This window comes from Haemophilus sp. HMSC71H05, assembly GCF_001838635.1.
Taxonomy (GTDB): domain Bacteria; phylum Pseudomonadota; class Gammaproteobacteria; order Enterobacterales; family Pasteurellaceae; genus Haemophilus_D; species Haemophilus_D parainfluenzae_R.
Genome location: NZ_KV838037.1, coordinates 381921 through 403365, shown reverse-complemented (window position 1 = coordinate 403365; position 21445 = coordinate 381921). Strand labels below are relative to the sequence as shown.

Genomic DNA, 21445 nt, shown 5'->3' with positions numbered 1-21445 from the left:
AAATCAACCGCACTTTTCAAAAGGGAAATTAGAATTCGTAACCTACGCCCACTTTAGCGCCATAGTTATTCACTTTAGTATCGTCAAAGCTACCTAAACGGTTATATTCTAAACCACCATTTGCATACACTTTGTCTGCTAATTTATATTTAGCACCCGCAACTACACCATAACCCACTTTGGTTTCAGAAGAGCTTTTATAACGTTGGTCTGCGCGGTCTTCAAATTTGAAACGGTTAGCTGCAAGACGGGCACCAACATAAGGTTCAATTTGAGAGTTGGTATCGAAGTCATAGAATACTGTCGCACCTAAACCTTGAACTTTAGTGCCTTGGAAGTTACCGTGATGTGTATAATCACCTGCTACACGTACATTACCTAATTTGTAACCTACTGCAACACGTGGCTCAATTTTAGTTTTGCTTGAACCACCATTGGTTAATTTAGTTCTTGAAAGACCAAGATCACCTTCTGCATATAAACCTGCATTTGCAGTTGAAGCAACCGCTAATGCACCAACAACGATAGCTAATAATGATTTTTTCATTGGATAACCCCTGTTATTTGATTGAAAACACTAGAAATATACCACACTGCTTATGAATTTTCACTATGAAAAACCAATTTTCCCTGACATTTTCGACATAAATAGGCAATTTTATCTCGTTGAATGCGATTATGCCGACGAATCGTTAAATAATGGGTCTGACATTCGCATTGATAAGCAAACATTTTACCCTGTACACTTTCCACATCGAATTTATGGCAAGTATCAGCCGGAAGATTAAATAACTGTGTCATCACCGCTTGCCATTCCTGTCCATGCGGTTTCACTCGACCAAATACTTGATACACAATAAGATGGGCTAATTCATGGGGAACAACCTGATGAATAAATTCATCTGAGTTCTCGAGTAGCAAAGTGCGGTTAAATTTAATCTCATTTTTCTGCAAGTATGCAACGCCGGCCTTTACACCTCGCAAATCATAACTGATTGTCGGAATAGGAAATTTCTGTTGAAAGTGACGTTCAGCCAGTTGTAATGTTTCTGCAAGCTTGCGTTGCACCTGCATTTTTAAATGCCGAAACTGAGTTTGAGATGACATCATCATACTAAGTAAACAAAAACCGCTAAATTAGCGGTTTTTATCATATACATTTAATTTACTTATTTTAGACCTGCTGCCGCACGTAATTCTTCAGCGCGATCTACTTTTTCCCATGGGAACTGTTCACGACCAAAGTGTCCATACGCCGCAGTTTGGCGATAGATTGGTTGAATTAAATTTAACATTTTAATTAAACCATAAGGACGTAAATCAAAGAATTCACGCACTAACTTAACCAATACTTCATTTGATACTTTTCCTGTACCAAAGGTTTCTACCATGATAGAAGTTGGCTCTGCCACACCAATTGCATAAGAAAGTTGAATTTCACAACGATCTGCAAGACCTGCTGCAACGATATTTTTTGCCACATAACGTGCTGCATAAGCCGCTGAACGGTCTACTTTTGATGGATCTTTACCAGAAAATGCACCACCACCATGACGAGCTGCGCCGCCGTATGTATCAACAATGATTTTACGACCCGTTAAGCCACAATCGCCCATTGGGCCGCCAATTACAAAACGACCGGTTGGGTTGATGAAATATTTTGTTTGTTGAGATAACCATTCGCTTGGCAAAATTGGCTTGATGATTTCTTCCATCACACCTTCGTAAATTTCTTTTTGTGACACTTCTTCACTGTGTTGTGTAGAAAGAACGACCGCATCCACGCCCACGATTTTGTTATCTTCGTATTTTAAGGTCACTTGACTTTTCGCATCAGGGCGTAACCAGGATAATTTTCCGCTTTTACGCACTTCTGCTTGTTTTTCCATTAAACGATGCGCATAAGTAATCGCCGCAGGCATCAAGACTTCGGTTTCATTTGTCGCATAACCAAACATAATCCCTTGGTCACCCGCACCTTGATCTAATGGATTCCCACGATCCACACCTTGGTTAATATCAGATGATTGCTTACCAATCGCATTTAATACCGCACAAGAATTGCCATCAAAACCCATCTCTGAGTGTTTGTAACCAATATCACAAATGACTTGTCGAGTGAGATTTTCAATATCAACCCATGCTGATGTAGTAATTTCACCACCAACTAACGCCATCCCTGTTTTTACATAGGTTTCGCAAGCCACACGAGCTTTAGGATCTTGTTTTAAAATTTCATCAAGTACCGCATCAGAAATTTGATCGGCAATCTTATCTGGATGTCCTTCTGAAACGGATTCAGAAGTAAATAAATAGCTAGACATAAGTTCTCTTCTTTTGGATGTATTGACGTATAGACGTCTATAATACGCTTTTTTGACTAATAAGCAAGCATTCCTATCAAGTATTTTTGAAATGTGACAAGAAGAACCTAAGCTTTACGACAGAATTCAGCTCATTAATGCATAAAATGAGCGACAAACGCCCATTTATTTACCTGATTTTAGTTCACTAAATCCAACATTTCTTGCGCATTCGCCAAAGCAAGCTCTGTAATTTCACTGCCCCCCAGTAATCTTGCAAGAGCTGCAACTCTCTCTTCTTGAGAAAGTGCAGTCATTTTGGTTTCAGTTTTATCACCAACGGTAAATTTCTCTACATTAAATTGATGATGTCCATGACATGCGACTTGTGGTAAATGGGTCACACAAAGCACTTGGCATTTATCGCCTAATTGACGTAATAATTTACCCACTACACTCGCCGTTTTTCCGCTAATGCCAACATCAACTTCATCAAAAATTAACGTCGGAATCGCCGATTGATCGGACGTTAAGACTTGAATCGCTAATGAAATACGAGAAAGCTCACCACCAGATGCCACTTTTGCTAGCGGTTGTGCCTGCTGTCCTAGATTACTGCGTAAAGTAAAGACGATATTATCTGCCCCATTTGCCGTCACTTTAGTTAAATCTGAATCCACTTCAATGAAAAACTCGGCATTCTCCATTGCAAGCCCTTTGATAGAATGTGTAACCTGCTGTGCTAATTTTCCTGCAGCTTGGCAACGGCTTTCATGCAATTGTTTTGCCGTATGTTGCATTTTCTCAAAGGCTGCTTTTTCTTCTAGAAGAAGACGCTCTTCACTTTCTGAAAAATCTAAAAGTGCGGTCAATTCTGCTTTTAATTTTTGATGCCATTCCACCAACTCTTCAGGTTTCACATTGTGCTTGCGAGCGAGTTGTAAAGCTTGACCTAAACGCTTCTCAATCTCTTGTAACAAGATTGGATCTTGCTCAATATGAGATGCAAGATGTTGGACTTCACTTGTCGCCTCTTGCACTTGGATAAGTGCATCATTCAACATTGTTTGAACGGAAGCATAGCGAGGATCTAATTCGCTTAATTCATCAATGTACTGCATCGCACGATAAAGCATAGAATCGATACTCACAGTCTCATTTTCACTGAGTAGCTGTAAGGCTGATTGTGATAACTGTGTCAGCTGTTCGCTATTTGATAGACGACGTTGATCCTCTTCCAATTCCAAATATTCATTTGGACGAAGCGCAAACTCCTCCAACTCTTCTACCTGATATTGTAAAAGTTGTTTCTTCGCTTCATTTTCAGCAACTTTTTGTTGGAAGGTTTTAACTTGCGTTTGAAGATTTTTCCACGCACGATAATCTTCTCGCATTTGTGCGAGCAAATCATGGTGATGTGCAAATGTATCCACCAACTGAAGCTGATAATCATTTTTCAATAATAACTGTGAAGCGTGCTGCCCATTAATATGAATAAGATATTGACCAATTTCTTTTAATTGAGAAGCTGATACAGGCGTGCTATTAATAAAGGCTTTAGAACGCCCATCTGCATTAATGACACGGCGTAAAATACAATCAGAGGGATTATCAGGATCTTGCAATTCTTGCTCTTGCAACCATTGATAAGCGGGGTTCGTTGGTTCAATAAAAAAGGTGGCGCAGATTTCGGCTCTTTCCTGCCCTTCTCGAACCATAGACGTTTCAATACGTTGCCCTAAGCATAACCCCAATGCATCAATAGCAATGGATTTTCCTGCGCCAGTTTCCCCCGTGATCACAGACATTCCTTTCGCCAATTCAATCTCTAATTGACGAACAATTGCAAAATTATTGATGGTAAGTTGGGTTAGCATAAAAAAATCTCCTTAACTGTATATCCATATATTATAACTGTTACAATATACAGTAAAGAGATTTTTAAACTTTTGGGATTAGAAATTTTTAAGCCAGCCTAATTTTGTGCTTAATACATTGTAATAATTATAATTTTTTAGGTGTAATAGGCGCAGTTTATGCGGGCTTTTTTCAATGTGAACGATATCATCAGGAGAAAAATCTAGCGCAATTTGACTATCACAGCCTAATTCCAACTGTGAAGTATTATGTTCCGCAAAACGAATTGAAATTTTGCTATCGCCATCAATTACTAATGGTCGAGAAGAAAGTGTATGTGGGAACATCGGCACAAGGGCAATCGCATTTAAATTTGGCGTTAAAATTGGGCCGCCTGCGGAAAGCGAATAAGCGGTTGAACCTGTGGGAGTGGAAACAATCAAGCCATCTGAACGCTGAGAAAACGCGAATTTATCATTGATGTAAACATGGAAATCAATCATGTGCGCAATTTTAGCTGGGTGAATCACCGCCTCATTTACGGCATTACTACTGGAGATAATTTCTCCGTTTCGTTCAATTTTAGCTTCCAATAAAAAACGCTCTTCTACAAAAAATTCACCATGTTCTAAACACGCTTCGAGCTGTGCATAAGCATTTTTCGGGTCAATATCGGTCAAAAAGCCTAAGTTGCCTCGGTTAATACCAATCATTGGAATATTATATTTAGCCAAAATGCGAGCACGCCCTAGCATATTGCCATCACCACCGATTACAATCACGAGTTGAGCTTGCTCTCCAATTTCTTCAACCGTTGCTAACACCTCTTCCGGTAAACCGAATTTTTCCCCCACTTCTTTTTCAACTAAAACTTGATATCCTCGCTCTTTCAGCCATTGATACAAGTTTTTATGCATTTGCAAATTAATATCGCGACGTGGTTTTCCCATCAAGGCGATGGTTTTAAATGATTTGACTAATTCATCCATAACTATGATTGCTCCCAAGTACAGACTTACTGATTTTTGACCGCACTTGAATTTAAAATTTTAGCCATTATATTACATAGCAATTCAGTTTTGCTAAAATAGCACTAATTTTTGATAAATGGAGAAAAAGATGTCAGAACAAGCACAAAACTTAAATGAAAATGAAGAACTTGTTGAAGAAGTTCAGCAAGAAACCACCTCAACGGAAGATCCGTTAGAAGAAGCGATTGCCCGTGTACAAGAACTTGAAGAACAATTAAAAGCACAAGTAGAAGAAACCTCTAAAAAAGAGCAAGATTTATTGCTTCGTACGCGTGCTGAAATTGACAATATGCGTCGTCGCAGTGAACAAGACATCGAAAAAGCACATAAATTTGCGCTCGAAAAATTCTCAAAAGACATTTTAAATACCATTGATAACTTAGAGCGTGCGCTTGCTACACCAGCCAATAAGGAAGATGAAAACATCAAAGCACTATTCGATGGTGTCGAGCTGACTTTAAAAGAGTTACTCTCAACGGTTTCTCGCTTTGGTATCGAGCCTGTTGGTGCAGTAGGTGATACCTTTAATCCGGATCTTCACCAAGCTATCTCTATGCAACCAGCAGAAGGCTTTGCAACGAATCAAATCACTACCGTTTTACAAAAAGGTTATACCTTAAATGGTCGAGTGATTCGCCCAGCCATGGTAATGGTTGCAGCTTAATTTCTTTTCTATGACTTAAAGAGCGGACGATTCTTCGTCCGTTTTTTTTATTGTCAAAAATCTTGACATAGATCAAATTTATTAAAAAATAATTTGAGAATAATTCTCAATAAAAAACTCTCTTGATTTCCAGATTTAGCAAGGTTCCTCCACAATTTTAAGCATCAAAAAACATAAAATAACACTACATATTGTGTGTTGATCTATTAAATAAAACTATATATAGTGCTTTCGTTTTTTTTTAAAGTTAGCCTATATAGGAGTCATAAAATGAATGCTTTCTTCGTGATTAAGCGTGATGGTTCACGAATTGGGTTTGACCTACAACGTATTACTAATGCAATCAGAAAAGCGGCAAGTGCGGTCAATATTGTTGATGAAATTTATATCCATGATCTGAGCCAGCGAATTAATACCGAGATTTTTAGTCACTATCAGCATGAAATTGATATCAACCAGATTCAAAAAATCGTTGAAGATCACTTAATGACAAGCAAGTATCCACAAATTGCACGTGCTTATATTGAATATCGTCACGATCGTGATCTTGCTCGTGAAAAACGCAGCCAATTAACCAAAGAAATTGAAGGGCTGATTGAACAAAGCAACGTGGAATTACTCAATGAAAACGCAAATAAAGATGCGAAAGTGATCCCTACCCAACGTGATTTACTAGCAGGTATTGTGGCAAAACATTATGCCAAACGTCACATTCTGCCAAGAGATGTTGTTGAAGCTCATGAAAAAGGCGAAATCCATTATCACGACTTAGACTACGCGCCATTTTTCCCAATGTTTAACTGCATGCTGGTTGATCTAAAAGGTATGCTTTCACATGGTTTTAAAATGGGTAATGCCGAAATTGAACCGCCTAAATCTATCGGCACAGCAACAGCGGTTACTGCACAAATTATTGCTCAAGTAGCCAGCCATATTTATGGCGGTACAACCATTAATCGCATTGATGAAGTGCTTGCGCCGTATGTTCAACTCAGTTTTGAAAAACATTTAAAAAATGCTGCACAATGGCAAATTCCAGATGCTGAAGGTTATGCAAAAGCACTAATTGAAAAAGAATGTTTTGATGCGTTTCAATCCCTTGAATATGAAGTTAATACGCTCCATACGTCAAATGGCCAAACGCCATTTGTCACCTTTGGTTTTGGCTTAGGCACAAGTTGGCAAGAACGTTTAATTCAACAGTCGATTTTGAAAAACCGTATTCGTGGTTTGGGTAAAAATCATAAAACACCGGTCTTCCCTAAACTGGTCTTTACCATTAAAAAAGGCATTAACCAAAACGAACAAGATCCGAACTATGATATTAAAAAACTGGCATTAGAATGCGCATCAAAACGCATGTATCCGGATATTTTAAACTATGATCAAGTGGTTAAAGTCACTGGCTCATTCAAAGCCCCAATGGGTTGTCGTAGCTTCTTGGGAGCCTATGAAGAAAACGGTCATGAAGTGCATGATGGGCGCAATAATTTAGGCGTAGTGAGTTTGAATCTACCTCGTATTGCTCTTGAAGCACAAGGAAATGAAGAAAAATTCTACCGCACTTTAGATGAACGCCTAGCCCTTGCGAAGAAAGCCTTACTTACCCGTATTGCTCGCTTAGAAAATACCAAAGCTCGTGTCGCACCAATTCTCTATATGGAAGGCGCTTGTGGCGTTCGCTTAAAAGCTGATGATAATGTTGCCGATATTTTCAAAAATGGACGAGCATCAATTTCTTTAGGCTATATTGGTATTCATGAAACCATCAATGCGCTGTATAAAAAAGGACATATTTTTGACGATGAACAACTGCGTGAAAAAGGCATCGCGATTGTGCGTCGTTTAAATGAAGCGGTAAAACAATGGCAGAAAGAAACGGGTTATGCATTTAGCCTTTATTCCACACCAAGTGAAAACTTGTGCGATCGTTTCTGTCGTTTAGATACCAAACAATTTGGTGTGATTGAAGGCGTTACCGATAAAGGCTACTACACTAACAGCTATCACTTAGATGTAGAGAAAAAAGTGAATCCATACGATAAATTAGACTTTGAGATGCCTTATCCTAAATTAGCGAGTGGCGGCTTTATCTGTTATGGCGAATACCCTAACATTCAACATAACCTGAAAGCACTCGAAGATGTGTGGGATTATAGCTATGATCGCGTACCTTATTACGGCACCAACACGCCAATTGATGAATGTTACGAATGTGGTTTCACCGGAGAATTTAATTGCACAAGTAAAGGCTTTGTTTGCCCGAAATGCGGTAATCATGACAGTGCAAAAGTCTCTGTAACCCGACGGGTTTGTGGTTATCTCGGCAGCCCTGATGCTCGTCCATTCAATGCGGGCAAGCAGGAAGAAGTAAAACGTCGAGTAAAACACCTATAATGTCACGACATTGATTATGATAAAATAGCTCATCAAAAGTGAGCTATTTTTATTTCAATAAAGAAGGAAATACCATGCCAACACTTGCTCAGATTACCCAATCCATCATGCAAGATCCCGATAATCAATCCTTTACCGCAAAGAGTATCGAACCGCTTTTTGCCGCGCCAACTACCGCTCGTATTAATATTGTCGGACAAGCACCTGGAGTTAAAGCCCAAGAAAGTCGTTTATACTGGAATGATAAAAGCGGTGATCGACTACGTGAATGGCTGGATGTGGATCGTGATACCTTTTATCACTCTGGTATGTTTGCTGTCATTCCGATGGATTTTTATTACCCAGGCAAAGGAAAATCGGGTGATTTACCGCCACGAAAAGGCTTTGCAGAGAAATGGCATGCACCAATTTTAGCAAACTTACCCAATATCGAGCTCACCATTCTTATCGGGCAATATGCACAAAAATATTATTTACCAGAAAACGAGCTTAATGTGACTGAAACGGTTCGCCATTTCCGTGATTTTCTCCCTCACTTTCTCCCGCTCGTTCACCCTTCTCCACGGAACCAAATTTGGCTCAAGAAAAATCCATGGTTTGAACAAGAGATTATCCCAGTATTACAAAAGCAAATTAAAGTGATTTTATCTCGTTAATTTATCTCGCTAAATTGATATTCAACTATGAAGTGCGGTCAAAAAGCATCCGGTTTTGACTGCACTTTTCTTTTATTATAATCAATTTTTAGTATGCATTATTTCCTGACTGAGGCCTGTTATGCTAAAATCGCCGGCCTTAAAAATATAGGAAAAAATATGCAAGTAATATCTGTCACAAACTCTCAACGAAAAGCATGGAATAAACAAACTATTATATTCCTTTCTGATGTAGCTCTATTTTTTATTCTACTCAATACACTTCCTTTTGCCCCTGCTGCGAATAAAGGATTATCTTTACTCGCATTTGTGGCCATTCTATGGCTCACCGAAGCAGTTAGTGTAACCATCACTGCATTATTCGTTCCAATTCTATCTGTTCTATTAGGGTTAGCTGATAGTCGCGAAGCCCTCGTAGCCTTTGCAGATCCAACTATCTTTTTATTCTTCGGTGGTTTTGCACTTGCAACAGCATTAAATGTGCAAAAGATCGACCAAATGATCGCTAATAAAATCATGCAGTTAGCGCGGGGTCGGTTATCTGTTGCTGTCCTCTATTTATTCATCGCAACAGCATTTTTGTCCATGTGGATGAGCAATACCGCTACTGCTGCAATGATGATCCCACTTTCAATGACTATTTTAAGTCAGTTAGACCGTAATAAAGATCACAATACTTATGTATTCGTATTATTAGGCATTGCTTATAGTGCTACCATCGGTGGTATGGGAACCCTTGTAGGTAGCCCACCGAATGCCATTGCAGCATCTCAACTTCATTTAGGTTTTGCAGACTGGTTAATGTATGGCACGCCAGTCATGTTAATTTTATTCCCGCTTATTATTGGTTGGTTATATCTTGTATTTAAACCTAAATTAGGCCTTCGTTTTGCTGCTGAATTTGAAAAAATTCACATGACCAAACAACGTGTTTTAACGTTGGTTATTTTTATCACAGTGGCGATTCTTTGGATTTTTGGTGGCTACATTAACCCTATTCTTTCTCAATTATTAGGCTTACCAAAACCAATTGGTAGTTTTGACAGTATGGTTGCACTCTCCGCAGCAATTGTCATTTGTGTAACGGGGATCGCAAGTTGGAAACAAGTACAAGAAAATACAGAATGGGGCGTGCTGTTCCTCTTCGGTGGCGGTTTAACCTTAAGCTCGGTATTGACTCAGTCTGGTGCAAGTAAAATCATGGCTGATGGTATTGTCTTCATCATTGAAGGCGGTCACTACTATGTGATGGCATTAATTGTTGCAGCCTTTATTGTCTGCTTGACTGAATTTACGTCAAACACTGCAAGTGCGGCTTTACTGGTTCCAATCTTTATTTCCATCGCACAAGCACTGAATATGCCACCGCTTGGTTTTGCGATGATTATCGGTCTAGGTGCATCTTGTGCCTTTATGATGCCAGTTGGTACCCCACCAAATGCGATTGTATACTCAACAGGTTTTGTTAAACAATCCGAAATGATCCGCGTGGGTAAATTTATTGATTTAACATGTATGCTAATTATCGGGACAATCGCTTATATTTTCTGGATGTAACCTTTAAAATCGAATAAGTGCGGTTAAAAACAAGATGATTTTTAACCGCACTTTTTTTATTTTATTTACGCAAACGTTTGCCTGAAATAAAAATTAACGTATAATTCGCACAATTTTTTTACTTAGGGAAACCAAATGAATAACAACCTGCTTTATACGGTGGAAGACAAACCACCTTTCGGATTGAGTTTACTCCTTGCCGCACAACATTTACTTGCTGCACTAGGGGGAATTATTGCCGTACCATTAGTCATTGGTAACGTCTTAAAATTACCTACCGAAGACACCATTACGCTAGTGAATGCTGCACTTTTGATTTCTGGTGTGGTAACGGTTATCCAATGTAAAGGCTTAGGACCTGTGGGTATTCGTTTGCCAAGTGTAATGGGGACCAGTTTTACTTTCGTTGCTGCTGCTCTTGCCATTGGTTTCAGTGAATATGGCATCGCTGGTATATTAGGCTCTTCTCTTATTGGTTCCTTAGTGATGATTATCGGCAGCTTTTTCATGCCGTATATTCGTAAATTATTCCCACCACTTGTGACGGGAACTGTCGTTATGATGATCGGCTTAAGCCTTATTCCAGTTGCCGTTGACTGGTTTGCAGGTGGTCAACGTGGTGATGCAAATTATGCGACGCCAGAAAATTTAATGATGGCGAGCTTTGTATTAGTGATCGTGGTAGCCCTCGTACAATGGGGAAAAGGAATTTTCTCTGCAGCTGCGATCGTTATTGGGATGATGACTGGTTATATCGTTTGTTTAGCCATGGGCTGGGTAAGCTTTGAAGGCGTAAAACAAGCACAAACTTTCGCGATTCCCCAACCTCTACACTTTGGTTTAGCCTTCCCAATTTCAGGGATTATCGGCATGTCCATTGCCTATTTAGTGACAATCGTTGAATCAAGCGGTAACTTCTTAGCACTAGGTAATGCCACCAAAACCGAAATTACTGGCAGACATTTACGAGGCGGGGTTTTAGCCGATGGTTTAGGATCAGCCTTAGCCGCCATTATGTCCACCACGCCATTCTCATCATTCTCACAAAACATTGGTGTCATTTCTCTAACTGGCGTGGCAAGCCGTCACGTGGTTGCGCTAACCGGTGTACTTCTTGCTTTAGCGGGTTTATTCCCTGTATTCGGTGCATTAATTGTTTCAATTCCATTACCGGTATTGGGCGGTGCGGGCTTAATGATGTTTGCGATGATTATCGCCGCGGGTATCCAAATGTTGGATAAAGTCGCACGTAGTAAACGCAATGGTTTAATCATCGCCATTTCTATTGGCTGTGGCTTAGCGGTGACGACTCGTCCAGAATTGCTTGATAAATTACCGCACTTTTTCAAAGAAGTACTCGGTTCAGGCATTACCGTAGGCTCATTACTTGCCTTAATTCTTAACCTCGTGCTTCCAGAAGATAAAGTGGAAGAAACAAAAGAATAAAAATAGATAGCGAATAAGGGCAGATTAACACTGCCCTTTTCTTTTCCTGTAAAACATTTCTAAAACGAACCGCACTTTGTTAAAATCAGGCATCATTTTCCATTTATGAAGGAATAAAAATGGCAGATTTACCTTTCTTAGTTGAGCTTAACGAACAAAATCTTACCGAAACGTTGCAACGTTCCGTTGAAACCCCGCTTGTCATTAACTTTTATGCGCCAAGCCATAAAGAATCAGCTGATTTTGCAACAGTCCTACAACGTGTTGCAGAACAACATCAAGGACAATTTATTCTCGGCTTAGTCAATTGTGAAACAGAGCAAATGATTGCTGCTCAATTTCGTATTCAAGCGTTACCAACGACCTATCTTTTCAAAGAGGCTCAAGCAATAGATGCGTTCCCTGGAGCATTAGATGAAACCAGCTTATTACAACGTTTGAGTGCGATTTTGCCAAAAGAAGAAGATTTAAAATTCCAAAAAGCCTTAGATTTTTTACAAGTGGAAGATTACAACTCCGCCCTTCCATTACTGAAAGAGGCTTGGGAGCTTTCAGATAAGAAAAATAGCGATGTGGCATTACTTTATGCGGAAACTTACATTGCCATGAAGAAAACGGAGCCTGCGGCAGATATTTTAGCGCAAATTCCTATTCAGGATCGCGACAGCCGTTGGCATGGCTTACAAGCACAGATCGAACTTTTAATTAAAGCGGCTGATACCCCAGAAATTCAGCAATTACAAGCGGATTATGCGAAAAATCCAACGGCTGAAATTGCGTTGAAATTGGCAGTTCAGCTACATCAAGCCAATCGAAACGAAGAAGCATTGGACTTATTATTTAGCATTCTTAAACAAGATCTTTCTGCGGAAAATGGTGAAGTGAAACAACAGTTTTTATCTATTTTATCAGCCATTGGAAATGCGGATCCTATCACCAATAAATATCGCCGATTGCTGTATTCATTGCTTTACTAATACGATCAACTATTTTTTTATGCATGAAGGCTTTATAATGAACGAACTCCAAAAGCCTCATGCTTTATTTTATAAACAAAGGATTCTTTATGTCAGACGTTAAACACAGCAAATTATTAATTTTAGGTTCAGGCCCTGCAGGTTATACCGCGGCCATTTATGCCGCTCGTGCAAACTTAAAACCTGTTCTAGTGACTGGTCTTCAACAAGGTGGCCAACTTACTACCACGGATGAAATTGAAAACTGGCCAGGTGATTTTGAAATGACCACTGGTCCAGGTTTAATGCAACGTATGTTGCAACATGCTGAAAAATTTGAAACGGAAATCGTGTTTGATCACATTAATAAAGTCGATTTATCTTCTCGCCCGTTCAAACTTTATGGCGATATGCAAACCTTCACATGTGATGCATTAATCATCGCAACAGGCGCATCAGCACGTTATATCGGATTAGAATCTGAAACCGCTTATAAAGGCCGCGGCGTTTCAGCTTGTGCAACCTGTGATGGTTTCTTCTATCGTAATAAACCCGTTGCCGTTGTCGGTGGCGGAAATACCGCCGTTGAAGAAGCACTTTACTTAGCGAATATTGCTTCGGAAGTACATTTAATCCACCGTCGCGATAGCTTCCGTGCGGAAAAAATCTTAATCGATCGCTTATACAAAAAAGTCGAAGAAGGCAAAATCGTGCTTCATACTGACCGCACTTTAAATGAAGTGTTAGGCGATAACATGGGCGTAACAGGTGTACGTTTAGAAAACGTGAAAACTGGCGAAAAAAAAGACGTGAAATTAGACGGTTTATTTATTGCTATCGGTCATGCACCAAATACTGAAATCTTCCAAGGTCAGCTTGAACTTAACAACGGTTATATCGTCGTTAAATCTGGTCTTGAAGGCAATGCAACAGCGACCTCTGTAGAAGGCGTATTTGCGGCAGGTGATGTGATGGATCACAACTATCGCCAAGCCATTACTTCAGCGGGTACAGGCTGTATGGCTGCATTAGATGCGGAACGTTATTTAGATGCACAAGAATAAATAAATGTCCTTATTTATTTTCCCCCTCGTTAGCCAAGAGGGGTTAAGGGAGATTTTAAAGAATCAATTTTGTATCAATAAACTCGCCCTTCAAGCTCCCTCTCAATAGAGAGGGAGAACTTTTTAAATACTAACTCTACAAATCTATGGACAAACTTCGCCAAAAATATTTACAAAAATGGCTTCGTGCGCAGCAACAACCTGTTAAAAAATTAATGCGCACCAATATTGCCCTTGCCACACTTTCCTCCTTAATTCTTGTGGCTCAAACCTATTTTCTTGCGACATTGCTCGACAAGCTCATTATGCAACATGTCGATCGTGCGGAACTGGCTCCCTATTTTATTGCATTAATCATTACTTTTGCTTTGCGTGCAGTTATTTTATGGCTGCGCGAAAAAATTGGCTTTAAAGCAGGTCGATTACTACGCAATCATATGCGCCAAAAGATCTTAGATAAAATCCATCAAGTTGGGCCGGCCACCATCAATAACAAACCAGCTGGTAGCTGGGCAAGTATTATGCTTGAACAAGTGGAAAATCTACATAATTTCTATGCGCGTTTCTTACCACAACAAAGTTTGTCTGCCATTGTACCAATGGTGATTTTAATTGCTGTATTCCCACTCAACTGGGCGGCTGGACTGATTTTGATGATCACCGCACCACTTGTACCCATTTTTATGATTCTGGTGGGGATTGCAGCAGCAGATAGCAGCCAAAAAAATATGGCTACCCTTTCTCGCTTAAGTGCACAATTCTTGGATCGCTTACGTGGTTTAGAAACCTTACGTCTTTTCAACCGCACTTCAGAACAAACTCAACATATTGAAAGCACAACGGAAGACTTCCGTGAAACGACCATGGCTGTACTTAAAATGGCGTTTCTCTCTTCTGCCGTGTTAGAGTTTTTCACCTCCATTTCCATTGCTTTAATGGCGGTGTACTTTGGTTTTAGCTATTTAGGCCAAGTCGAATTTGGTACTTATGGCACCACGCTAACCTTATTTACCGGCTTTTTCTGCTTAATTCTTGCGCCAGAGTTTTATCAACCATTGCGAGATCTCGGGACTTACTATCACGATCGTGCAGCTGGTATTGGTGCTGCTGATGCCATTGTCGATTTCTTAGAAGCAGACTATTTAATTGCACATCAAGGTAATAAACAAATTCCAGCACAAAGTGCGGTCGAGATTCAGGCTGAAAATTTAGTGGCGCTTTCGCCACAAGGTCAACCATTAACGAAGCCGCTTTCATTCCATATTCCGAAAGAAAGTCATATTGCCCTTGTGGGCCAAAGTGGTGCAGGAAAAACCTCTTTAATCAATGTATTACTGGGTTTCTTACCTTATGAAGGCAGCTTAAAAATTAATGGTGTAGAACTTAATCAAAGCCGTTTAAGCGACTGGCGCAAACAAATTGCGTGGGTAGGTCAAAACCCATTACTACTACAAGGTAGCATCAAAGAAAATCTACTTTTAGGTGATATTCAAGCAACTGAAGAGCAAATTGAGCAAGCCTTGATTTCTGCGCAAGCGAAAGAGTTTACCGATAAATTAGGCTTAGATAGTGAAATTAAAGATGGTGGGATAGGGGTATCCGTAGGCCAAGCGCAACGCTTAGCTATCGCTCGCGCTTTACTACGCAAAGGCAATTTATTATTACTCGATGAGCCAACGGCTAGCCTCGATGCTCAATCTGAAAATCTGGTACTTGCTGCCCTTGCAGAAATGAGCCATAACCAAACCACCTTAATGATCACACACCGCATTGAAGATCTGAAACAATGTGACAACATTTTAGTGATGCAAGAAGGTGAAATTGTTCAACAAGGCCATTTCAACCAATTAAAAGATCAAGGCTTCTTTGCCGAATTATTGGCTCAACGAAAAGAGGATATTCAATAATGCGGGCTTTACTTCCCTTTTTACGTTTATTTAAATTCGCCAAGTTGCCTTTATTTTTAGGCTTGGTTTTAATGATCACAGGTCTTGCATCTAGCATAGGCTTGCTGACCACATCGGGTTGGTTTTTAGCCGCAACAGCAATTGCGGGTCTTGGCACGTTATTTAATTTCTTCTACCCTTCTGCCTCTGTGCGTGGACTTGCCATCAGTCGCACCCTTTTCCGCTATTTCGAAAAGTTGGTGACTCACGATGCGACTTTCCGCATTTTAGCTAAATTACGGGTACAAGTTTTTGAGAAGATTATTCCCTTAAGTCCAGCTGTGTTAAATCGCTACCGTAACAGCGATTTATTAAACCGCTTAGTGTCAGATGTGGATACCCTCGATAGCCTTTACCTTCGCTTAATTGCGCCATTTATTACGGCTATTTTTGTGATTCTAGCTATGTGTATTGGCCTAAGTTTTGTCAATGCACCTTTAGCCTTAGGTTTAGGCATTAGCCTACTTTTATTGGTATTGGTTATTCCAACCATTTTCTATCAACTTGGTAAAAAATTTGGTGACAAACTCGTGCATTCACGCGCACTTTATCGCACGCAATTCTTAGAGTTTATTCAAGCTCAAGCGGAATTATTGCTCTTTAATGCCGAAGATAAATTGAAAGATAACATGGCTAAAACTGAAGCTAACTGGCAAGCAGACCAACAAAAAGAAGCAAATTTAAGCGGATTTTCAACCGCCCTTTCACTCTTTTTAAATAGTTTGATTATTGCCGCAATGTTATGGTTTAGCTCACAAGCGGAATTTGGCAACGATGAATATCGTATGGCGTTTATTGCGCTCTTCACTTTTGCCGCCCTTGCATCGTTTGAAATCTTAATGCCATTAGGTTCAGCTTTCTTACATATCGGGCAAGTAATTGCTTCAGCTGAACGCGTGACAGATATTATCGATCAGCAACCATTAGTGACTTTTAATGGCAAAGCGGAGTTCGATCAAAATGCGACTACATTAATTGAAGCGAAAGCTCTTTCTTTTGCTTATCCTGAACGTCAAAATCGTGCTTTAGAAAACCTGAATTTAACCATTCAAAAAGGCCAAAAAGTTGCGATTCTAGGTAAAACAGGTAGCGGAAAATCCACGTTATTACAGCTTTTAGTGCGTAATTATGATGCTAATCAAGGAGATTTATTCCTTGCTGGCAAGCCAATTGCTGATTATGCAGAAGACACATTACGCAGCCAATTCTGCTTTTTAACACAACGTGTTCATGTATTTAGCGATACACTTCGTCAAAATCTGCAATTTGCAAGTGCGGTCAATATTTCAGATGAAAAAATGATCGAGGTGTTAAATCAAGTGGGTTTAGGAAAGTTGTTGGAACAAGAACAAGGTTTAGATATTTGGCTAGGTGATGGTGGTCGTCCACTTTCTGGTGGAGAACAACGTCGTTTGGGCTTAGCGCGTATTTTGCTTAATGATGCGCCAATTTTATTATTAGATGAGCCAACTGAAGGTTTAGATCGCGAAACTGAACGACAAATTCTGCGTTTAATTCTTGCCCATGCTGAAAATAAAACCTTAATTATGGTAACTCACCGCTTAACGGCGATTGAGCAATTTGATGAGCTTTGTGTGATTGATGAAGCGAAGCTAATTGAAAAAGGCACTTATTCAGAATTATTGCAATTAGAAAAAGGGTTCTTCAAACAATTAGTGGAGCGTGTGTAAAACAAGGAAGGATAAGTTGGGTGGAAATCTTCCCAGCTTATTCTCGGCACACAGAAATTCCGACTTTGGCTGCTTTCTTCCGAACCTGACCGAGTAAACCGGACACCGTTGCGAGAGACCGAGAAGATTTCCATTGATATCGCAATGCGATTAGGTGGGCTATTATGCAAGAATTGCCCCTGTATTGCAAAGGTTAATTTATCAATTCAGTGAATTTGACGAGAAAATCAACCGCACTTTTAAGGTAAAACCATGAACTATCTCCAATACTACCCTACCGATGTTGTAAATGGCGAAGGTACACGTTGTACCCTTTTCGTTAGCGGTTGTACGCATGGTTGCCGTGGTTGCTACAACCAAAAGAGTTGGTCTTTTGATAATGGCGTATTATTTGATGAAGCGATGGAACAACAAATCATCAATGATTTAAAAGATACGCGCATTAAACGTCAAGGGCTCACGCTTTCTGGTGGGGATCCGATGCATCCTCGTAATGTTGAAGCCCTACTTCCTTTTGTACAACGTGTAAAAAAAGAATGTCCAGATAAGGATATTTGGGTATGGACGGGATATAAACTGGATGAACTTGATGATTATCAACGTCAAATGTTGCCTTATATTGACGTGCTCATTGATGGAAAATTTATACAAGAACAGGCTGACCCAAGCTTGGTTTGGCGTGGTTCAGCCAATCAAGTGATTTATCGTTTTAAGGTTTAACCAAATAAGGTTAAGCTATTCTGCCAAGCCGTTTCTTTGATCACTTCAGCATTTTCACTTCTTAAACTACATAAAGCGTCAAAGGTGTGAACAATCCGCTCTGGTCGGTTAGGTTGCCCTTGAAAGCCAAATACGGGCATATCTGGTGTATCCGTTTCTAACACCAATGCCTCTAATGGTAACTTGGCAATCGCTTGACGCGTTTTATTCGCGCGTTCATAAGTAATTGTGCCGCCTACGCCAATTTTATAGCCTAAATCCACAAATCTTTTTGCTTGCTCATAACTTCCTGAAAAACCATGCACGACACCACATTTTGGCAAATTGGCTTGTTTTAAAAAGCGGAATAATTGCTCGTGGGATTTTCGACTATGTAAATTAACCGACAGATTGTACTTCTTCGCTAAATAAAGCTGGCTCTCCAAAAAGAGCTGTTGCTTTTGCCATAATTCATCCATCAATAACTCTGGAATCGCACACTCTAAACCAATTTCTGCTACGGCTGTACAATTTTGATCACGTACAGATAACGCCGCATCCAATTTCTCTAAATCATGCTCTTGATGTTCTTTGATATAAAGAGGGTGTAACCCAAGTCCACAATAAAGATGCTCAGGGAAAAGTGCGGTCATATTTTGGATTGTTTTAAAATCCGATTCTTTTACCGCCACAATCAAGATTTTCTGCACATCAGCTTGCTTAGCGTTCTCTACGAGCTGAGCTAATGGCTCTCCCGTGTCATGATGAAGATAATCGAGGTGGGTATGAGTATCGAAGAAAGGCATAACGTTATTTCACTTAAGAAAAAAGGTGTGTAGATTACGCATCCACACACCGAATTAATTATTCAACAGAAACGGATGTAATCACCACATCTTCGGTCGGAACATCTTGGTGGAAGCCTTTATTACCGGTTTTTACTTTTTTGATTTTATCAACCACATCCATGCCTTCAACCACTTCACCGAATACGGCATAGCCCCATTCTTGTACCACTTCACGGCCAAACATCTCTTTTGAACGGTAGTTTAAGAAGTCATTATCTGCCACGTTAATGAAGAATTGTGCCGTTGCAGAATGTGGATCAGAGGTACGCGCCATGGCGATTGTGCCACGTTTGTTACTTAAACGATTGTTAGCTTCATTTTGGATCGGTGCGTTTGTTGCTTTTTCACGCATTCCGCTTTCCATACCACCGCCTTGAATCATAAATCCATCAATAACACGATGAAAAATTGTGTTATTATAGAAACCGTTTTTACAATAGTTTAAAAAGTTTTCTGCAGTGATTGGCGCTTTATCAAAATCAAGTTTAATTTTAATATCGCCAAAATTTGTGTGTAATGTAACCATTTTGTTTTCCTCTTGAAAATTAAGGCATTCATTATTCCACAAATGGCGAGAAAGTGCCACAAGGAGCAGAAAAAGTACGGTCGTTTTCCAACTAGTTTTAAGAGAAAAAATATGTTAAAGATTTTTAATACCCTCACTCGTGAAAAAGAAGTGTTCAAACCTATCCATAAAGGAAAAGTGGGTATGTATGTGTGCGGCGTGACCGTTTACGATTTATGCCATATTGGCCATGGTCGTACCTTTGTATGTTTTGATGTGATTGCCCGCTATTTACGTTCTTTAGGTTACGATTTAACTTATGTGCGTAATATCACTGATGTGGACGATAAAATCATTAAACGTGCATTAGAAAACAAAGAAACCTGCGATCAACTTGTAGATCGCATGGTGCAAGAAATGTATAAAGATTTTGATGCGTTAAACGTACTACGTCCAGATTTTGAGCCTCGTGCGACGCATCATATCCCTGAAATTATTGAGATTGTGGAAAAACTGATTGCACGTGGTCATGCTTATGTTGCAGACAATGGTGATGTCATGTTTGACGTGGAAAGCTTTAAAGAATACGGCAAATTATCGCGCCAAGATCTTGACCAATTACAAGCCGGTGCACGTATTGAAATTAATGAAATCAAGAAAAATCCAATGGATTTCGTGCTTTGGAAAATGTCGAAAGAAAACGAACCAAGCTGGCCATCGCCATGGGGTGCTGGTCGTCCAGGTTGGCACATTGAATGTTCAGCGATGAACTGTAAACAACTTGGTGAACATTTTGATATTCACGGCGGTGGTTCTGATTTAATGTTCCCGCACCACGAAAATGAAATTGCGCAATCTTGCTGTGCTCATGGTGGTCAATATGTGAATTATTGGATCCATTCTGGCATGATCATGGTAGATAAAGAAAAAATGTCGAAATCCCTCGGCAACTTCTTCACTATTCGTGATGTATTAAACCACTACAATGCAGAAGCGGTGCGTTATTTCTTACTAACAGCACACTATCGCAGCCAGCTCAACTACAGTGAAGAAAACCTGAATTTAGCACAAGGTGCATTAGAACGTTTGTACACCGCTTTACGTGGCACCGATCAAAGTGCGGTTGCTTTTGGTGGTGAAAATTTTGTGGAAGCCTTCCGTGAGGCAATGGATGATGATTTCAATACACCGAATGCCCTTTCTGTCTTATTTGAAATGGCGCGTGAAATCAATAAATTGAAAACTGAAGATGCAGAAAAAGCCAATGGTCTTGCTGCTCGTTTACGTGAATTAGCGGGTATCTTAGGTTTACTTCAACAAGATCCAGAAAAATTCTTACAAGCGGGCTCTGACGATGATGAAGTCGCAAAAATTGAAGCGCTTATCAAACAACGAAACGAAGCCCGTGCCGCTAAAGATTGGACTGCAGCAGATGCGGCACGTAATGAACTTACGGCAATGGGTATCGTGTTAGAAGATGGCGCCAACGGCACGACGTGGCGTAAACAATAATCTCGCAATTTTTCACATCAATTTTCCATTTTTTCAAACTCAAGGTGTAGCTATTCCGCTCAACCTTCATTCAGGTAACTCAAAGTATGAGTCGCCTAGGTAACTGTTGGGATAATGCTCCAATGGAGCGTTGGTTCCGCAGCTTTAAATATGAATGGATGCAAGAGGGCGACTATATAACCTTGGGGCAAGCGATGGACGATGATTTCAATACGCCGAACGCTCTTTCTGTCTTATTTGAAATGGCTCGTGAAATCAATAAATTGAAAACTGAAGATACAGAAAAAGCCAATGGTCTTGCTGCTCGTTTACG

At 39.9% G+C, this 21445-nt stretch carries 18 protein-coding genes, 1 other RNA gene and 1 pseudogene; 12 read left to right on the top strand and 8 right to left on the bottom strand.

The genetic code is table 11. From position 1 onward, the window contains the following. Positions 1-28: 28 nt before the first annotated feature. From HMPREF3279_RS08350 to HMPREF3279_RS08330, 5 genes are all read right to left on the bottom strand, one after another. Positions 29-547 carry an opacity family porin gene (locus HMPREF3279_RS08350; protein WP_070868847.1) on the bottom strand — a complete coding sequence of 173 codons (519 nt, stop codon included), beginning with the start codon at positions 545-547 and terminating at the stop codon, positions 29-31. A 50-nt stretch (positions 548-597) separates the two neighbouring features. Continuing rightward, positions 598-1113, bottom strand: coding sequence for a SprT family zinc-dependent metalloprotease (locus tag HMPREF3279_RS08345; protein ID WP_070868846.1), 516 nt, complete (start codon positions 1111-1113; stop codon positions 598-600). A gap of 56 nt (positions 1114-1169) precedes the next feature. After that, positions 1170-2324: a methionine adenosyltransferase gene (metK, locus tag HMPREF3279_RS08340; protein WP_070868845.1), complete on the bottom strand. Its 1155-nt coding sequence runs from the start codon at positions 2322-2324 to the stop codon at positions 1170-1172. A gap of 179 nt (positions 2325-2503) precedes the next feature. Further along, the gene (gene recN, locus HMPREF3279_RS08335) at positions 2504-4180 is read right to left on the bottom strand and encodes a DNA repair protein RecN (protein WP_070868844.1); all 1677 of its coding nucleotides are present in this window, start codon (positions 4178-4180) and stop codon (positions 2504-2506) included. Positions 4181-4258: 78 nt separating this feature from the next. Then, entirely contained in the window at positions 4259-5149 is an 891-nt protein-coding gene (locus HMPREF3279_RS08330) for an NAD(+) kinase (protein WP_005696488.1), read from the bottom strand. Between the two features lie 130 nt (positions 5150-5279). Here HMPREF3279_RS08330 and grpE point away from each other — a divergent pair, with 130 nt between their 5' ends. The 9 genes from grpE (at position 5280) to cydC (ending at position 17568) form a co-directional block, all read left to right on the top strand. Continuing rightward, on the top strand, positions 5280-5855 hold the full coding sequence (gene grpE / locus HMPREF3279_RS08325; RefSeq protein WP_143422665.1) for a nucleotide exchange factor GrpE: 576 nt from the start codon (positions 5280-5282) through the stop codon (positions 5853-5855). Between the two features lie 270 nt (positions 5856-6125). After that, positions 6126-8252, top strand: coding sequence for an anaerobic ribonucleoside-triphosphate reductase (gene nrdD, locus HMPREF3279_RS08320; RefSeq protein ID WP_070868842.1), 2127 nt, complete (start codon positions 6126-6128; stop codon positions 8250-8252). A gap of 74 nt (positions 8253-8326) precedes the next feature. Next, positions 8327-8908 (top strand): uracil-DNA glycosylase family protein, encoded by a 582-nt coding sequence (locus tag HMPREF3279_RS08315; RefSeq protein ID WP_070868841.1) that lies wholly within the window; start codon positions 8327-8329, stop codon positions 8906-8908. A 159-nt stretch (positions 8909-9067) separates the two neighbouring features. Then, positions 9068-10465 carry a DASS family sodium-coupled anion symporter gene (locus tag HMPREF3279_RS08310; protein WP_070868840.1) on the top strand — a complete coding sequence of 466 codons (1398 nt, stop codon included), beginning with the start codon at positions 9068-9070 and terminating at the stop codon, positions 10463-10465. A gap of 135 nt (positions 10466-10600) precedes the next feature. After that, positions 10601-11911, top strand: coding sequence for a nucleobase:cation symporter-2 family protein (locus HMPREF3279_RS08305; protein ID WP_005696495.1), 1311 nt, complete (start codon positions 10601-10603; stop codon positions 11909-11911). A gap of 119 nt (positions 11912-12030) precedes the next feature. Beyond that, a complete protein-coding gene (locus HMPREF3279_RS08300) occupies positions 12031-12888 on the top strand; it encodes a co-chaperone YbbN (RefSeq protein ID WP_070868839.1) in 858 nt (285 codons plus the stop codon). A gap of 89 nt (positions 12889-12977) precedes the next feature. Next, the gene (gene trxB / locus HMPREF3279_RS08295) at positions 12978-13931 is read left to right on the top strand and encodes a thioredoxin-disulfide reductase (RefSeq protein ID WP_070868838.1); all 954 of its coding nucleotides are present in this window, start codon (positions 12978-12980) and stop codon (positions 13929-13931) included. Between the two features lie 146 nt (positions 13932-14077). Further along, positions 14078-15838 carry a heme ABC transporter permease/ATP-binding protein CydD gene (gene cydD, locus HMPREF3279_RS08290; RefSeq protein ID WP_070868837.1) on the top strand — a complete coding sequence of 587 codons (1761 nt, stop codon included), beginning with the start codon at positions 14078-14080 and terminating at the stop codon, positions 15836-15838. Next, positions 15838-17568 (top strand): heme ABC transporter ATP-binding protein/permease CydC, encoded by a 1731-nt coding sequence (gene cydC, locus HMPREF3279_RS08285; protein WP_070868836.1) that lies wholly within the window; start codon positions 15838-15840, stop codon positions 17566-17568. Before cydD ends, cydC begins: the two co-directional genes overlap by 1 nt. 26 nt (positions 17569-17594) lie before the next feature. On the opposite strand, the gene ffs is transcribed toward cydC, so the two are convergent. Continuing rightward, positions 17595-17693, bottom strand: an RNA gene (gene ffs / locus HMPREF3279_RS08280) — signal recognition particle sRNA small type. A gap of 127 nt (positions 17694-17820) precedes the next feature. Between ffs and nrdG the strand changes: the two genes are divergently transcribed. Then, positions 17821-18288, top strand: coding sequence for an anaerobic ribonucleoside-triphosphate reductase-activating protein (gene nrdG / locus HMPREF3279_RS08275; protein WP_005696501.1), 468 nt, complete (start codon positions 17821-17823; stop codon positions 18286-18288). Here nrdG and HMPREF3279_RS08270 read toward each other — a convergent pair. Then, positions 18285-19073, bottom strand: a complete 789-nt coding sequence (locus HMPREF3279_RS08270) for a TatD family hydrolase (RefSeq protein ID WP_049366231.1) — start codon at positions 19071-19073, stop codon at positions 18285-18287. The genes nrdG and HMPREF3279_RS08270 overlap by 4 nt on opposite strands. A gap of 58 nt (positions 19074-19131) precedes the next feature. Beyond that, the gene (locus tag HMPREF3279_RS08265) at positions 19132-19641 is read right to left on the bottom strand and encodes a peptidylprolyl isomerase (protein WP_005699853.1); all 510 of its coding nucleotides are present in this window, start codon (positions 19639-19641) and stop codon (positions 19132-19134) included. A gap of 111 nt (positions 19642-19752) precedes the next feature. Between HMPREF3279_RS08265 and cysS the strand changes: the two genes are divergently transcribed. Both cysS and HMPREF3279_RS10240 read left to right on the top strand, forming a co-directional pair. Then, positions 19753-21132: a cysteine--tRNA ligase gene (gene cysS / locus HMPREF3279_RS08260; protein ID WP_065244317.1), complete on the top strand. Its 1380-nt coding sequence runs from the start codon at positions 19753-19755 to the stop codon at positions 21130-21132. Positions 21133-21203: 71 nt separating this feature from the next. After that, positions 21204-21445 (top strand): annotated as a pseudogene (locus HMPREF3279_RS10240) (DALR domain-containing protein); the annotation flags it as partial.

Bases quoted from the DNA above. Each gene is read 5' to 3' on its own strand.
- HMPREF3279_RS08350 (WP_070868847.1), bottom strand. From the start codon at position 547: ATGAAAAAATCATTATTAGCTATCGTTGTTGGTGCATTAGCGGTTGCT.
- HMPREF3279_RS08345 (WP_070868846.1), bottom strand. From the start codon at position 1,113: ATGATGATGTCATCTCAAACTCAGTTTCGGCATTTAAAAATGCAGGTG.
- metK (WP_070868845.1), bottom strand. From the start codon at position 2,324: ATGTCTAGCTATTTATTTACTTCTGAATCCGTTTCAGAAGGACATCCA.
- recN (WP_070868844.1), bottom strand. From the start codon at position 4,180: ATGCTAACCCAACTTACCATCAATAATTTTGCAATTGTTCGTCAATTA.
- HMPREF3279_RS08330 (WP_005696488.1), bottom strand. From the start codon at position 5,149: ATGGATGAATTAGTCAAATCATTTAAAACCATCGCCTTGATGGGAAAA.
- grpE (WP_143422665.1), top strand. From the start codon at position 5,280: ATGTCAGAACAAGCACAAAACTTAAATGAAAATGAAGAACTTGTTGAA.
- nrdD (WP_070868842.1), top strand. From the start codon at position 6,126: ATGAATGCTTTCTTCGTGATTAAGCGTGATGGTTCACGAATTGGGTTT.
- HMPREF3279_RS08315 (WP_070868841.1), top strand. From the start codon at position 8,327: ATGCCAACACTTGCTCAGATTACCCAATCCATCATGCAAGATCCCGAT.
- HMPREF3279_RS08310 (WP_070868840.1), top strand. From the start codon at position 9,068: ATGCAAGTAATATCTGTCACAAACTCTCAACGAAAAGCATGGAATAAA.
- HMPREF3279_RS08305 (WP_005696495.1), top strand. From the start codon at position 10,601: ATGAATAACAACCTGCTTTATACGGTGGAAGACAAACCACCTTTCGGA.
- HMPREF3279_RS08300 (WP_070868839.1), top strand. From the start codon at position 12,031: ATGGCAGATTTACCTTTCTTAGTTGAGCTTAACGAACAAAATCTTACC.
- trxB (WP_070868838.1), top strand. From the start codon at position 12,978: ATGTCAGACGTTAAACACAGCAAATTATTAATTTTAGGTTCAGGCCCT.
- cydD (WP_070868837.1), top strand. From the start codon at position 14,078: ATGGACAAACTTCGCCAAAAATATTTACAAAAATGGCTTCGTGCGCAG.
- cydC (WP_070868836.1), top strand. From the start codon at position 15,838: ATGCGGGCTTTACTTCCCTTTTTACGTTTATTTAAATTCGCCAAGTTG.
- nrdG (WP_005696501.1), top strand. From the start codon at position 17,821: ATGAACTATCTCCAATACTACCCTACCGATGTTGTAAATGGCGAAGGT.
- HMPREF3279_RS08270 (WP_049366231.1), bottom strand. From the start codon at position 19,073: ATGCCTTTCTTCGATACTCATACCCACCTCGATTATCTTCATCATGAC.
- HMPREF3279_RS08265 (WP_005699853.1), bottom strand. From the start codon at position 19,641: ATGGTTACATTACACACAAATTTTGGCGATATTAAAATTAAACTTGAT.
- cysS (WP_065244317.1), top strand. From the start codon at position 19,753: ATGTTAAAGATTTTTAATACCCTCACTCGTGAAAAAGAAGTGTTCAAA.